Source organism: Acinetobacter sp. SWBY1, assembly GCF_002946595.1.
GTDB classification, from domain to species: domain Bacteria; phylum Pseudomonadota; class Gammaproteobacteria; order Pseudomonadales; family Moraxellaceae; genus Acinetobacter; species Acinetobacter towneri.
Map to the genome: position 1 here is coordinate 874,341 of NZ_CP026616.1, position 14,263 is coordinate 888,603.

11 protein-coding genes are annotated in these 14,263 nt (G+C 41.4%); 4 read left to right on the plus strand and 7 right to left on the minus strand.

Translation table 11 applies throughout. The features are described from left to right. Positions 1-74: 74 nt before the first annotated feature. Positions 75-896 carry a PhzF family phenazine biosynthesis protein gene (locus tag C3Y93_RS04320; protein ID WP_096901874.1) on the minus strand — a complete coding sequence of 274 codons (822 nt, stop codon included), beginning with the start codon at positions 894-896 and terminating at the stop codon, positions 75-77. Positions 897-1,332: 436 nt separating this feature from the next. Between C3Y93_RS04320 and C3Y93_RS04325 the strand changes: the two genes are divergently transcribed. Further along, entirely contained in the window at positions 1,333-2,118 is a 786-nt protein-coding gene (locus tag C3Y93_RS04325) for an rRNA large subunit pseudouridine synthase E (RefSeq protein ID WP_096901872.1), read from the plus strand. 95 nt (positions 2,119-2,213) lie between these two features. On the opposite strand, the gene C3Y93_RS04330 is transcribed toward C3Y93_RS04325, so the two are convergent. Then, positions 2,214-3,917 carry a M61 family metallopeptidase gene (locus C3Y93_RS04330; protein ID WP_104852185.1) on the minus strand — a complete coding sequence of 568 codons (1,704 nt, stop codon included), beginning with the start codon at positions 3,915-3,917 and terminating at the stop codon, positions 2,214-2,216. Between the two features lie 204 nt (positions 3,918-4,121). Here C3Y93_RS04330 and C3Y93_RS04335 point away from each other — a divergent pair, with 204 nt between their 5' ends. The 3 genes from C3Y93_RS04335 to C3Y93_RS04345 all read left to right on the plus strand — a co-directional run bounded on the left by C3Y93_RS04335 (position 4,122) and on the right by C3Y93_RS04345 (position 7,900). Next, positions 4,122-5,432, plus strand: coding sequence for a D-alanyl-D-alanine carboxypeptidase family protein (locus C3Y93_RS04335; protein WP_104852186.1), 1,311 nt, complete (start codon positions 4,122-4,124; stop codon positions 5,430-5,432). Between the two features lie 283 nt (positions 5,433-5,715). Continuing rightward, the gene (gene slyD, locus C3Y93_RS04340) at positions 5,716-6,198 is read left to right on the plus strand and encodes a peptidylprolyl isomerase (protein WP_096901865.1); all 483 of its coding nucleotides are present in this window, start codon (positions 5,716-5,718) and stop codon (positions 6,196-6,198) included. A gap of 253 nt (positions 6,199-6,451) precedes the next feature. Then, positions 6,452-7,900: a cryptochrome/photolyase family protein gene (locus C3Y93_RS04345; protein ID WP_104852187.1), complete on the plus strand. Its 1,449-nt coding sequence runs from the start codon at positions 6,452-6,454 to the stop codon at positions 7,898-7,900. 85 nt (positions 7,901-7,985) lie between these two features. Here C3Y93_RS04345 and yaaA read toward each other — a convergent pair whose 3' ends face one another. From yaaA to pheA, 5 genes are all read right to left on the minus strand, one after another. Further along, positions 7,986-8,765 carry a peroxide stress protein YaaA gene (yaaA, locus tag C3Y93_RS04350; RefSeq protein WP_104852188.1) on the minus strand — a complete coding sequence of 260 codons (780 nt, stop codon included), beginning with the start codon at positions 8,763-8,765 and terminating at the stop codon, positions 7,986-7,988. 424 nt (positions 8,766-9,189) lie between these two features. Continuing rightward, a complete protein-coding gene (locus C3Y93_RS04355) occupies positions 9,190-9,555 on the minus strand; it encodes a hypothetical protein (protein ID WP_004972981.1) in 366 nt (121 codons plus the stop codon). Positions 9,556-9,690: 135 nt separating this feature from the next. After that, the gene (locus C3Y93_RS04360; protein WP_104852189.1) at positions 9,691-11,937 is read right to left on the minus strand and encodes a bifunctional prephenate dehydrogenase/3-phosphoshikimate 1-carboxyvinyltransferase; all 2,247 of its coding nucleotides are present in this window, start codon (positions 11,935-11,937) and stop codon (positions 9,691-9,693) included. 3 nt (positions 11,938-11,940) lie between these two features. Further along, on the minus strand, positions 11,941-13,032 hold the full coding sequence (gene hisC, locus C3Y93_RS04365) for a histidinol-phosphate transaminase (RefSeq protein ID WP_004972978.1): 1,092 nt from the start codon (positions 13,030-13,032) through the stop codon (positions 11,941-11,943). A gap of 73 nt (positions 13,033-13,105) precedes the next feature. Continuing rightward, the gene (gene pheA / locus C3Y93_RS04370) at positions 13,106-14,215 is read right to left on the minus strand and encodes a prephenate dehydratase (RefSeq protein ID WP_004972976.1); all 1,110 of its coding nucleotides are present in this window, start codon (positions 14,213-14,215) and stop codon (positions 13,106-13,108) included. Positions 14,216-14,263 lie beyond the last annotated feature (48 nt).

A 14,263-nucleotide genomic window follows, 5' to 3' on the forward strand; every position in this document is an offset into this window, starting at 1 on the left:
ACCAAGAAAAAATCTAGCAGACTTCTCTCATCTCAGCTTCATCTCCAAGATACAAGGTCTAATGCTGTGCATGTTTAAATCATGATTTCGCCCTGCAAATATAACTGCGCATAACCTGAAATTTCGATGCGATCATTAGGCAAAATCTTGCAATACAGTACGCCACCTCGGGCAGAAGCCTGATATGCCACAAGTTCGGTTTGCTGTAATTTTTCTGCCCATAGCGGTGCAATTGCAGTATGAATTGAACCTGTAACAGGATCTTCTGCAATGCCCATGGCTGGTGCAAAATAACGCGATACGCAGTCATACTGTGTATTTGCAGAGGCAGTAATCGCAACATCAACACTCGACTGTGCCGTAATGGCTGTGCGCAACTGTCCCAATTGTTTTAATAATTCAAGGTTAGGCTGTTCATCTAACACATCTTGTACCGATTCATATTCCACAATATAGGCTTGCGCATTGATATAGACGTTTTTAAATGGTTTAGTCAAAGCTTGGCGTAAAATATCGGGATAATCTTCAACTTGTTGGGCAGCACGAATTGGGAAATTCATGCAAATTTTGCCATCTTGCTGTTGCTGAACTGTAAAAATCCCCAATTTTTTCACATGAAATTGAATTGTCTTTGTCTCGGTATAATCCTTAAATAAAACAAAGCCGCTGGCAAGTGTCGCATGTCCACAAAAGTCGACTTCTGTTGTGGGTGTAAACCAGCGAATTTCAAAGTTTTCCGCATCTATCATTTTGACAAAAGCGGTTTCAGACAGATTATTTTCCAATGCGATATTTTGCATTAAATCATCGGCTAACCATGTTTTACTAACAAGTACGGCAGCAGGATTGCCTTTAAATAATTCATGGCTAAAAGCATCGACTTGGTAGATTTTCATTAATGAACTCATGATCCTAAAAATATATACACTGATTTCATCTTAAGTTCTTTTCACTATAAGTGCCTAGCCAATTTCTGTACTTTCAATCTGCCAAGCGGGTTGATTTTGGACTAATTCGGCATAAAGCGAGCAGTAGTATCAGGGAAGTATGTTATTGGCTGTGATGCCAAGTTTGTAAAAGCTGTCTTCTTTAGCCCAACATTGGGCTTTTTTAGCGCTTAGCTTTCTAGTTTTTAATCGTTGTGATACTGCTGCTCATTTTGGCAAGCACACCAAAAAAATATTTATCAATAAGCAATACTTTCCCCCATTCTTATCGCATAATAGAGCCATCTCAAACGCACTGTATTTGCGATTTAATTGGAAATCGCCCGTTTTTCCTTTTAAATACTCTCAATTTTCCCAATTTATTGAATTTAAAGAAGCATTTCTTATGAAAATCGTCATCTTAAATAAACCATATGACGTTCTCTCTCAATTCCGTGAAGATGAAAAACATCTCACCATGTCGGCTTTTGTTGATGATCCAGACTTACGTTTAGCTGGTCGTTTAGATATGGATTCGGAAGGCTTGGTGTTCTTGACTGATCATGGCGGCTTGAATCAGTTTATTACCAATCCAGCCAATAAAAAATACAAAACCTATTTGGTTCAAGTCGATGGTGATGTCACTGAAGATGCCTTGGCACAATTGCGTAAAGGCGTGGAACTGAAAGATGGCATGACTTTGCCTGCGCAAGCGTATAAAGTCGATGAGCCTGAATGGTTGTGGGAGCGTGATCCTCCTGTACGTTTCCGTGCTTCTGTACCTACTTCGTGGATTGAAATTTCAATTTGTGAAGGTCGCAACCGCCAAGTGCGTCGTATGACGGCTGCGGTTGGTTTTCCAACTTTGCGTTTAATCCGCACCAAAATTGGTTCAATTGACTTGGTACAATTGGGTTTACAACCCGGTGAAACTAAAGAAATCGAACCGTTGTTGTATCCTGATTTTAAAGATGTGCCTGCTGCTGAACCGTATCGCTCGCGTTCGTATGTGAAAAAACCTGGTGGTACGGGTGGCAAGCCAATCCATCAAAAGAAAAATAAAGATGGCACTACCAAGAAAAAATCAGGTACGCCACGTATTTGGCAAATGGAAGAAAGTGAGAAACCTCGTCGTAAGACCAATGGTACTACACGCCCTAATACCAAAAGCCGTGGACGTCGGGCACGTTAATGAGTTGGTGAGTCAAAACTCAACTTGTTCAAGATACAAAAATGGATGCCGAAGCATCCATTTTTTTATAGCTGAACTTTAAATTAAACTTTAACTCAGCCTTTTAACCACTGTTCTACTTTTGCCTGATCTGTAACGCTTAATGCCACTTCTGGCAATTCAATCTGCGCAGCATTCAGTTCAAAAGTCATCAACTCATCACGGCGGAATGCATGAACAGTATAAGCTGCATCCTGTTTGGCATATTGCTCAAGTGATTTTACAGATGCCTTTAAACCATCAATCGCAACAATCACATCAAGCGCAGAAAGTCCTGCTTTTGCCGCAGCACCTTCACGATGGGCAGCTTGTACCAACACCCCTTCAGGTTTATCTGCCAATTTTAAACCAAACGGCAAAGACTTATCCTGTTTTAGCTGATAATCAACGCCAAATTCAGGCAATAACTGATCGAGCGGCAATTCATCAGTCGTGTTAATTAAATGATGGATTTGCTCCGACCAATCATCTCCTGTCAATTCTTTACATAACTCAAAGATAGTGCGCTCATGCACTTGAATGCCCTGTTGCGCATTAGCGTACAATTTCTGCATTAAGGCATCTAAGCTTGAACCACGTAAACGCAAGCCCAAATCTAAACATAAAGCCACCAAACAGCCTTTGTTATAGTAGCTGGTTCCTGCATTGTTCGAGTTTTCATCTTGACGATAGAACTTAACCCAAGCATCAAAACTAGATTCTGCTACCGTTTGAATCGCACGACCCGGATTTTGCAAATAACGATCAATTTGTGCTTTGAGCAACTCCAAATAAGCCGCCTGAACAATTACACCACTACGCAGCAATAACAAATCATCGTAATAAGACGTAAAGCCTTCAAAAATCCATAACAACGATGTATAACCTTCCTGATTCAGATCATAATTCACAAAGCTTTCAGGACGAATGAATTTCACCAACCAACTATGAAAATACTCATGGCTGCACAGACCTAAAAAGCGCTGATAATCTTTAGAAGGTTGTTCAGGTTCGTTAGCTTTCGGCAAATCATCACGAGGTGTAATTAAACTGGTACTGTTTGGATGCTCTAAACCGCCATAGCTATTGCCTGTTGCCATGGTCATAAAGGTATAGTTTTCAAATGGCGCAGAACCAAACATGGTAATTTGTGTAGCACAAATTTTTTCAATATCTTGCTGCATACGCGCAGCGTTCATTGCATGTTTGCCCGAAACCACAAATTCGTGTGGAATATCTGCTGCGGTAAAACTAAAACGGGTTTGTTCTGCCAATTCAAACGGTGCATCAATCAGTTCGGCATAGTTTTTGGCTTTTAAGGTATAACGCCCTTTCACCAAACTTTTTGCTGCCAAACCTGTCGCAAGCTGAAAATGCTTCAGCTCGTCTGGTAAAAATAATTCAACTTCAATAGCTTTATCTTCTTGTCCATCTAAGCCCAAACAAGCACAGGCAGGATTGACATATAAACGCGTCTGATCGACATAAGCGCCACGCACTGACAAATCATAAGCGTAGACATCATATTCCACCGTAATCAATTCATGATCGGTATTAAATAAGCGCCATTTATTCTTTTCAAATTTCTGAATTTTGAGGATACGCCCTGCTTCATCATAAGCACGTACCGACTCAAGATGTTTGGAAAATTCACGAATTAAATAGCTGCCTGGAATCCACGTAGGTAGAGATAAAACCTGAGTAGGATTAGCCAAAAAACGCACGGTGACATGCATAAGATGCTGACGATAATCGTCAAATTCGATTTGATAATGCAACATAATGGGCAATACAAAATGTATAAATAAGAACTTGGCCACAAGCTTAACATTTTTTTAGCATTTGATGCGTCAAGACGAGATTTGTCTGCATTTATGGCTAGCCAACTGCGCAAAAAAGGCATAGCATTCCCTAGTCTATTGACATTGTTTTTGCTGCTTAAAACCATTGTGACACCAATGGATTGGTGTAAATAAGGAACTTCTTTGAAACGTGTTATCTATCTGATTGCGCTGCTCTGTTGGCTATACAGCGCAATCACGCATGCCGCATTATTGAATATTCAAGCTGAAAGTGTCGAAGCCGAAGCATGGGCAATTTTAGACCCACAATCTGGGCAAGTGATTGCAGAGCACAATAGTCACGTACAACGTGCACCTGCTTCACTCACTAAAATGATGGTGGCTTATATTGTGCTCAAAGATATTCAGGCAGGTAAATTAGACCGAGATGAAATCTTGACCGCAACACCTGTGGTGCAGCAAGTGATGTGGGATGAATCACAAATGTATCTAAAAGCAGGTGAACAGATTTCGATAGATCAGCTATTGGCAGGCTTAATTATTATGTCTGCTAACGATGCTGCACTCACTTTAGGTGAACGTGTTGCAGGTGGTGTTCCGCAGTTTATCGCCCGAATGAATCAGGAAGCGCAAGCTTTGGGTATGCAAGATACACATTTTCAGAATCCATCTGGTGTGACTATGCCTAGTCATTATTCTTCTGCGGCAGATATGGCACGTTTAGCACAAGCGATAGTGACTGAAACACCCGATTATTTGGCTTATTCAAAACAAACTAGTTTTACCTACAATCAGCACTTTCACCGTGCGACCAATATATTATTAAAACAAGACCCAAGTGTAGATGGGTTAAAAACAGGCTTCACCAAAGCTGCAGGCTACAACCTTGCCTTAACTGCAAACCGCCCAACATTGGATAGTGCTGCACCTGAGCGTCGTTTAGTGGTGGTGGTGATGGGAACCAAGAGTGCGCAAAAACGTGCTGAAGTGGCACATCAATTATTAAATTTAGCCTATAGCTATACCCGTAATGAAGTCGCGATTAAACCCAAACAAATGATTGCAGAATTGCCTGTGGTGAAATCGACTTTACGCATGTTTAAGATTGAAAGCAGTCAGCCAAAGTTTGTAACGACATCACTGTATGAACAGCCACATGCAATTAACTTGGCGCAGTTTGATCAAAGCACTCAACGTCTACAACTTACGAATGCACAAGGTGGATTAGAAACACTTGAACCTGCACAGCGTACACAAACGCATGTCAATATTGAGTTGTCTGAAAAGTTACTGACTGCGCCATTGGCACAGGTCATGAAACTGGCAACCGTACACGTTTATCAAAATAATCAATTGATTAATAGCTTTGCGATTGAAGAACAAGTCAACATTGTTGAAGCCAATATTTTTGAAAGAATTATGATGTGGTTTGGCAGTTTGTTTAATTTCTTTAGCCATCAACCTGTAGAAGATGAGCAAACTTCACTCGGTTAGAAGCCGATGATCCTCAAGAATTAAATATCACCAAGATGGGCAATGTCCCATCTTTTTTATTGTCATCTACACATCATACAAAGGGCTTAAAATGAGCCTGCCATAAAATCTGCAAATTTATAGGTATGACGCATAAATTTGCATTGAAATTATAAAATTTGCCCCGATTAACTAAAAAATGTCATAAAAAACTCGGAAAAGTGAAGAATTTGCAGAAATGTCTATAACAAATTCCACGTTTCACTTTATGATGTACCCTTAAAAAATTGAATGGATCAATAACATGACTGCTATTGCAAATGACCTCGTGGTTTCTTTCCACTACACATTGACTAACGCAGAGGGTGAAACTCTCGACAAATCTCAAGGTGAACCACTTGCCTATTTGCATGGTGCAGGTAACATCATCCCTGGTTTAGAAAAAGCGTTAGAAGGTAAAACAGTAGGTGAAAAATTTACTGTAAACGTACCTGCAGCTGAAGGTTATGGCGAATACAACCCAGACTTAGTACAAGAAGTTCCTGCACAAATGTTCCAAGGTGTAGACAACATCCAAGCAGGCATGCAGTTCCAAGCGCAAACTGATGATGGCGTTCAAATCGTAACTGTAAAAGCAGTTGAAGGCGATAACGTAATTGTTGATGCAAACTTCCCACTTGCTGGTCAAGATTTAACGTTTGAAGTTGAAATCATTGAAATCCGTGAAGCTTCTCAAGAAGAATTAGATCACGGTCACGTACACGGTGCGGGTGGTCATCACCACTAAGATCAGTATTGATCAAAACAAAAGGCAAAGTATTTTTACTTTGCCTTTTTGTTTGTCATTCTAAAATTTAGGATAAGCACATGACTGAAAGATCCTTTCAGGCAGAATATTTCGGAAAGATCATTACAGAAAAAATCAACACAACACATTGTCGTTTTATTGGACAATTAAACCCTTCGCATTTAAGACAATTTTACCCAGTCATGCTTATAATGAAGTCACCTTTCTAGCGACCACATCAAGCATTCTTCCCATGCAAAACTATAATTTAGTTTGGTTCCGACAAGATTTAAGAATTTCAGATCACACCGCGCTTTGGCATGCTAGCCAAGCAGGAGCTTGTATTGGCGTGGTGGTTCTTTCGCCTCAGCAATATCGTTTGCATCACGATGCGCCGATTAAAATTGACTTTTACTTGCGTCAATTAAATGTACTAAAAGAAAAACTCGCACAACTCAATATCCCACTGATTGTTCAAATCACGCCATCTTGGGCTGACATTGCACAAACGCTGCTCCAACTATGCCATACATTGAAGGACTCTCATCCGATTCAAAATATTTATGCCAATATTGAATTGGGAGTGAATGAGCTAAAACGTGATCTTGAAGTTCAACAAACCTTGAACCAACACGGTCAGGACTTGGTGTTGTACCATGACCGCACGCTTTTTCCCGTGGGTACGGTGCGCAATCAGAGCATGAAACCGTATCAGGTATTCAGCGCATTTAAAAAATATGCCTATCAACAGTTGAATGTCAGTATTCCGCGTTGCTTTCCTCAGCCTCAGCCGCAACCACAACTCCCCATCCAACTTCCTGAACAATATCTCTCTACTGTACCAAGTTTAGAACACTTAGGTTTCGACCCACTTCCAACGGCACAACAAAATTTATGGGCAGTCACGGAACAACATGCACAGCAATTGTTGGATGATTTTACGCGTGAACAAATGCAGGATTATCAGCAACAGCGTGATTTTCCTGCATTGTCTGGTACTAGCCAATTATCTGCGTATTTAAACAGTGGCATTCTCTCCATTCGGCAATGTCTGGCTGCGGTTTTTGCGCATTCACAAGGGCATTTTCATCTCGAAAATGCAGGACAACAAACTTGGTTAGATGAATTACTTTGGCGTGAATTTTATCAACATATTTTGTTTGACTATCCCAAAGTTTCCAAGCACCGTCCTTTTAAAGATCAGACCGCACAGGTGGCGTGGCGCAATGATCCTGCAGGTTTAGCAGCATGGCAGCAAGGAAAAACAGGCATTCCCATTGTGGATGCAGGCATGCAACAACTTTTACAAACGGGCTGGATGCATAATCGAGTCAGAATGATTTGCGCGATGTTTCTGTGCAAAAACCTGTTAATTGACTGGCGCTTGGGCGAACAGTGGTTTATGCAACATTTAATTGATGGTGATTTGGCTGCCAATAACGGTGGCTGGCAATGGTGTGCCTCGACTGGTACAGATGCAGTGCCCTATTTTAGGATTTTCAACCCAGTAAGCCAATCACAAAAGTTTGACCCCAATGGTGATTATATTCGCACATGGCTACCTGAGCTGGCACATTTAGATGCCAAAAACATTCATGAACCGTATGTGAAAAATCCAAACCTAAAACTGGATTATCCTCATCCAATTGTAGATTTAAAGCTCAGCCGTTTACGTGCCATTGAAGCCTTTAAACAGCTTTAATTTAGATAGCACAAACATGAGATTTGTCAGCCCTCCCATCTGCCATTCCTTAGCATGATGGGAGATTCAACGATTAAAGCAACAGTTAGGCGGCTAGCTCGTCACGTTTAAAGACCAATTCGCCTTTTAAAGAACTGTCTGCATCGAAGTAATAACCTTCACTATTAAAGGCTTTTAAGTCTTCTGCGCGTTCTAATTTATTTTCGATGATAAAACGCGCCATCAAACCACGGGCTTTTTTGGCATAAAAACTGATGACTTTATATTTGCCATTTTTCTGATCTAAAAACACAGGTTTAATAATTTCAGCCTGAATTTTTGCTTCCTGCACTGACTTATAATATTCATCGGAAGCTAGATTAACTAATAATGCTGACTGATTGTGTTTTAAATCTTGGTTAATTAAATTGGTGATGATATCGCCCCAGAAACGATATAAATTTTCGCCACGCGCATTTTGCAATTTAGTGCCCATTTCCAAACGATACGGCATCATTAAATCCAATGGACGCAATAAGCCATATAAGCCAGAAAGCATGCGCAAGTGTTGTTGAGCAAACTCAATCTCTGCAGCAGATAAACTATAAGCATCTAAGCCTGTGTACACATCACCTTTAAAGGCAAACATGGCCTGACGTGCATTGGCAAGATCAAACTCTGCTTGCCAGTCACGAAAACGCTCGACATTCAAAGTGGCAATTTTTTCACTGACACTCATTAAACTGGCAATTTCTGTAGCAGAAAGTTTACGTGCTACATCAATTAACTCTTGTGAATGTTGAAGTAATCTAGGTTGAGTATATTCATCGCTTGGTAATGCAGTTTCATAATCTAAAGTCTTGGCTGGAGAAATTAAAGCGAGCATAAACCACCTAAATAAAAAATACTGCGCTCACTATAGCAGCAGCTTTCAACAAACTCCAATGCGCGTTTTTGTTTACCCTTATGGGAAAACACGTTCAGTACGTGTTTCCTTACGATGATCGATTAGATCAATCCAACGTGGAGGATGAGGTGCTTTTATTTTAGTGCATGCTTTTAAAAACATTGGTTCTCTCTAATCAGTTGAGGTTTTTTTCAGTACTTACAACTTTTCTCTAGGCAATAAAAAACCCACTTAACTCTCCCAAATTAAGCGGGTTAAATAAAAACTATTTTGTTGTATTGTTCTTGCTGCTTAATATACGGTTGTGATGTGTCATTTAGATGACACATCAATTAAAAAACGAATGATTTTGATTTAAAAATCAAGTATAAATTTTAAACATCCAACGTCTTTGCAGCTTGGTTTAACCTTTCCATTCAAACTCACTAAAAGATTGGTCTTCTTTCAGAGTATTTTCTACCGCTTGCGCCAATTGATTTAATAAACTTTGCTCGGTAATTCGTTCTAGCCAGTCTTGTTCCTCATTTGGGTATGAAGTAATTTCACAAACAAGATGCCCATCTTCACCACGGCTTTGACAGTTTACTGCCAAAGGCAGCGCATGTTGATCTACACTTACAGCGACTTGTGCACCACTCTGCGGCAACGTTTGAAAGCCATAATGAGATAAGTTTTGTGAAAGTAAATTCGCCACATAATTCTGTGCCAGAGTGCAATCTTGTAACTCTTGTTTATTTTCACAATTCGCCATAAATTTTAATTTGCGCATGCTCGAACCCAAAGGCTTTTTTCTTGTATGGGTTTAGCATAAGCAATAAAACGCAAACAGCCAAGCAAAAGCTTGGCTGTTTCAGCATAAAGTCTAGGCTTTGCGACTCTTCATCGCAGCCCCTATCGTTTTGGCTTATTCTGTCACTTGAATATTCAGACCTGCCACACCTGCAAGCTCAGTAAAGGTAGGGAAACTTGTTGCTACTGTTTCTGTACCTACAATTTTAATTTCACCAGAAGTACGCAAGCCTGCCATAGAGAAACTCATGGCGATACGATGGTCATGATGTGATTCAATCTCGCCGCCTGTAAATATCGCTGACCAGTCGCCTGCTTTGCCTTTACCCTGAATGATGATGCCATCGTCAGTTGGTGTGCAGTCAATGCCCATGGTTTTTAAACCATCTGCCATCACTTGAATACGGTCTGATTCTTTTACGCGCAATTCTGCAGCACCTGTCAGTACAGTTTGACCTTCAGCACAAGCTGCAGCAATGAACAATGCAGGAAATTCATCAATCGCCAATGGCACTTGATCTTCAGGAACATGAATCCCTTTTAAAGTACGTGAACCACGAATACGAATATCTGCAATTGGTTCACCGCCTGCAATACGTTCATTTTCCACGCTCAGGTCTGCACCCATTTGTTTCAGAATTTCAATCACACCTGTACGGGTTGGGTTAATGCCCACCGCTTCTAAGGTTACATCTGAATTTTCTGTAATGGCTGCACCCACCATGAAGAATGCCGCAGATGAAATATCAGAAGGTACTTGAATATCTGTACCCACCAATTTACCGCCGCCTTGCAATGAAATACGGTTACCTTCAGTTTTCACTTCATAACCAAATGCACGTAACATACGTTCGGTATGGTCACGCGTTGGTTCAGGCTCAGTCACTGAAGTTTCACCTTCTGCCCAAAGCCCTGCCAATAAAATACCAGATTTCACCTGTGCAGATGCCATTGGCAAATCATAGTGAATACCTTTCAGCGCTTGCGCACCTGTAATCGATACTGGCGGTGTGCCACGTTCACCCGTCGTTTGAATTTGTGCACCCATTTCACGCAATGGTTTAGCAATACGTTCCATTGGACGCTTGGTCAATGACGCATCACCTGTCATAACAGAATCAAACTGCTGTGCAGATAACATGCCTGCCAACAAACGCATAGATGTGCCTGAGTTGCCCATATAAATTGCGCTTGCAGGTGCTTTTAAACCTTGCATGCCTACGCCATGAATGGTGACTTCACCATTTTTAGGGCCTTCAATGCTCACACCCATATCACGAAATGCTTGCAAAGTCGCCAATGCATCTTCACCTTCAAGGAAACCTGTCACATGCGTAGTGCCTTCGGCAATTGCACCAAACATAATGGAACGATGTGACACAGATTTGTCACCCGGTACGGTAAATTTACCTTGGAAAGTCTTAGCACCTGGCAAAATCGTAAATTGTTGTGTCACGTTATTGTTCTCCATAAAAGGTTTCTTGGCGAGCATATGATTAAAATGCTGTCGTGCCGCTTGTGCATGTCCAAGCAAGCCCATTAAAGCATGCGAGTCTTCTTGTTCAATCAGTTGGCGAATAATCGCGAGTTGACTTTCAAAGCCATCCACCGCTTTTAACAATGCAGTTTTATTGGCGAAGAAAATGTCATGCCACATTTGTGGATCGCTGGCAGCAATACGTGAGAAGTCACGAAAGCCACCTGCAGCATAGCGGAAAATGTCTAAATTATCTTCCCGATTTGCCAATTGTTCGACCAAATTAAAGGCCATTAAATGTGGAAGATGACTGGTATACGCCAATACCTCATCATGTTTTTCCACATCCATGCAAATTACTTCGGCTTTGGCGCTTTCCCACATTTGAATCAGTTTATTGACTGCCCACGGCGCACTGCTTGGCAATGGTGTCAAAATGACTTTGTGATTGGCAAATAAATCAACCTTGCCTGCATGCACGCCTGTATGCTCTGCCCCAGCAATTGGATGCCCGGGTACAAAACCTGCAGGTAAATGTTCTCCAAAAACCGCTTTGGCTGCAGCCACGACACTGCCTTTGGTGCTGCCTACATCGGTCAGAATTACATTATCTGCCAAATGTGGCTGAATTAATCGCAAGACTTTTTCTGTGGCTTGCACAGGTAGCGCCAACACCACTAAATCTGCGCCTTGTACCGCATCTACAGGATTGTTAAAGCCTTGTTCAATTAATCCTAATTCCAAAGCATCTTGCAGCGTTTTTTCAGAACGGGTCGATGCCACAATATGCCGACTTAAGTTTTCTGCCAGCATTACACGTGCCAAACTCGAGCCTATTAGCCCGAGTCCGATAAATGCAACTTTTTCAAACAATGGTTGCGCCATGTTTTATGCCTTCGCTTCCTTGCCCAATACTTTGGCTAATGCACGCAGGAACTTGGCATTTTCTGCTTCTGTGCCAATTGAAACACGTAAATGGGTCGTAATACCCACAGGACGTACAATTACACCTTCTTTCAATAAGGCATTAAAAGTTTGACCCGGATCGGCTTCTACATCTACCAAAATAAAGTTAGCACGTGAAGGCACATAATTCAGACCCAATGCTTTAAAGCCTGCTTCCAATTGCGCCATGCCTGCTTTGTTGGCAATACGTGATTTTTCGATAAAATCTTCGTCTTTTAATGCCGCAACCGCAGCCACCATTGCCAAGTGATTGACGTTAAATGGTTGACGAATACGGTTTAAATAATCGGTCACTTCTGCAGAAGCTAAAGCAAAACCAACGCGCAGCGCCGCCAAACCATAGCACTTAGATAAAGTACGGCTCACGATTAAGTTTGGATATTGCTCAAGGAATTTAAGGCTGTTGAAGTTTTCTGGGAAATATTCCACATAGGCTTCATCTAATACCACAATCACCCGTGCAGGAACTTTTTGCATAAAGGCTTCAAATTCAGCCTCTTCAAACCATGTGCCTGTTGGGTTATTTGGGTTAGCAATAAAAATTAACTTGGTGTTGTCTTGAATTGCTGCTGCCATAGCATCCAAGTCATGTGAAAAACCTTTGGCAGGCACTTCAATCGCTTGAGCATTAATCGCTTGCGTTACCAAAGCATATACTGCAAAGGCATGTTGGCTGTACAACACTGAATCTTGATCTGAAACGAATGCGCGAGCAAACATTTCTAGCAAATCGTTTGAACCATTACCCAAAGTAATACGGTCATGCGCAAAGCCAAATTGTTTTTGAATTTGGTCTTTTAAAATAAAACCACCACCATCTGGATAGCGACCAATTTCAGCAATTTCTGCTGCAACGGCTTCTTTGACTTTGTCTGAACAGCCCAATGGGTTTTCATTTGAAGCAAGTTTGACGATATCTGTAATCCCCAACTCACGCTCAAGTTCACTGATTGGTTTACCTGGTTGATAAGGCTTTAACTTCGAGATGCCTTCATTGGCTGGGACAAACGACATTTTACACTTCCAGTTGACTAGGTGGTGAATGTGGCGCGCATGACAAACATGCACACCACTAAATTAAATACGGTTATAACACGGCAGCAGGATAAGAACCCAAGACACGAATTTCTTTCACCAATGGACGGATTTCTTCAATCGCTGCACGGACATTGTCTTGCTCGACATGCCCTTCTAGGTCAATGAAGAATACATAGGCCCATTTTTCAGGCAAGGCAGGACGTGTTTCAATACTGGTCAAGCTAATATTGTGCTTCGCAAATGGTGCAAGAATCTCAAGCAATGCCCCTGCGCGGTCATGTGCAGACACCAACAATGAAGTTTTATCATTGCCACTTGGTGGAACTTTCTCACGACCAATCACCAAGAAACGTGTGGTATTTTCTGGGTTATCTTCAATATTGCTATGTAAAATTTCGAGTTCGTAAATATTGGCCGCAATTTCAGAAGCAATTGCAGCAGAATGCCATTCATTACGAATACGGCGCGCTGCTTCTGCATTGGAGCTGAGTGCCACACGTTCTACACCCGGATAATGCACATCTAACCATTTACGGCATTGTGCCAAAGTTTGCTGATGCGCATAAATTTGTTTAATGCTGTCTTTACGAGTGTTTTCTGACACAAGGAATTGGTGATGAATACGCAATTCTACTTCACCAATCACATTTAATGGCGATGATTTAAAGCAATCTAAAGTATGGTTCACCACACCTTCAGATGAGTTTTCGACAGGTACTAAACCATAGTGTGCACTGCCTGCTTCTACTTCACGGAAAACTTCATCAATAGTAGGCAAAGGACGCACAATCGCATCTTGACCAAAATGTTTAAGTACTGCGGAATGCGTATAAGTACCAATTGGCCCTAAAAACGCAATACTTTGTGGCGCTTCAAGTGCCAAACATGCCGACATAATTTCACGGAATAAACGTGCCATGGTCACATCAGACAACGGCCCTTCGTTGCGTTCCATAACATTACGTAAAACTTGCGCCTCACGTTCAGGACGGTAAAACAACGGGCTCTCTTCTGCTGCAAATTTTGCTTTCGCCACCGCTTCAGCAAGTCGTGCTCGACGGTTAATCAGCTGCTGAATCTGTTGATCTACAGAGTCAATATCTTCACGGATTTTAGCGAGATCAAGAGAAGTCGTTGTGTTCTGATCGTCTTGGATCATTGTTATGTCGCCCTTCATAAACATTTTGCAAATAGTATAACAATAGTT

Bases quoted from the DNA above. Each gene is read 5' to 3' on its own strand.
- C3Y93_RS04320 (WP_096901874.1), bottom strand. From the start codon at position 896: ATGAAAATCTACCAAGTCGATGCTTTTAGCCATGAATTATTTAAAGGC.
- C3Y93_RS04325 (WP_096901872.1), top strand. From the start codon at position 1,333: ATGAAAATCGTCATCTTAAATAAACCATATGACGTTCTCTCTCAATTC.
- C3Y93_RS04330 (WP_104852185.1), bottom strand. From the start codon at position 3,917: ATGTTGCATTATCAAATCGAATTTGACGATTATCGTCAGCATCTTATG.
- slyD (WP_096901865.1), top strand. From the start codon at position 5,716: ATGACTGCTATTGCAAATGACCTCGTGGTTTCTTTCCACTACACATTG.
- C3Y93_RS04345 (WP_104852187.1), top strand. From the start codon at position 6,452: ATGCAAAACTATAATTTAGTTTGGTTCCGACAAGATTTAAGAATTTCA.
- yaaA (WP_104852188.1), bottom strand. From the start codon at position 8,765: ATGCTCGCTTTAATTTCTCCAGCCAAGACTTTAGATTATGAAACTGCA.
- C3Y93_RS04355 (WP_004972981.1), bottom strand. From the start codon at position 9,555: ATGCGCAAATTAAAATTTATGGCGAATTGTGAAAATAAACAAGAGTTA.
- C3Y93_RS04360 (WP_104852189.1), bottom strand. From the start codon at position 11,937: ATGGCGCAACCATTGTTTGAAAAAGTTGCATTTATCGGACTCGGGCTA.
- hisC (WP_004972978.1), bottom strand. From the start codon at position 13,032: ATGTCGTTTGTCCCAGCCAATGAAGGCATCTCGAAGTTAAAGCCTTAT.
- pheA (WP_004972976.1), bottom strand. From the start codon at position 14,215: ATGATCCAAGACGATCAGAACACAACGACTTCTCTTGATCTCGCTAAA.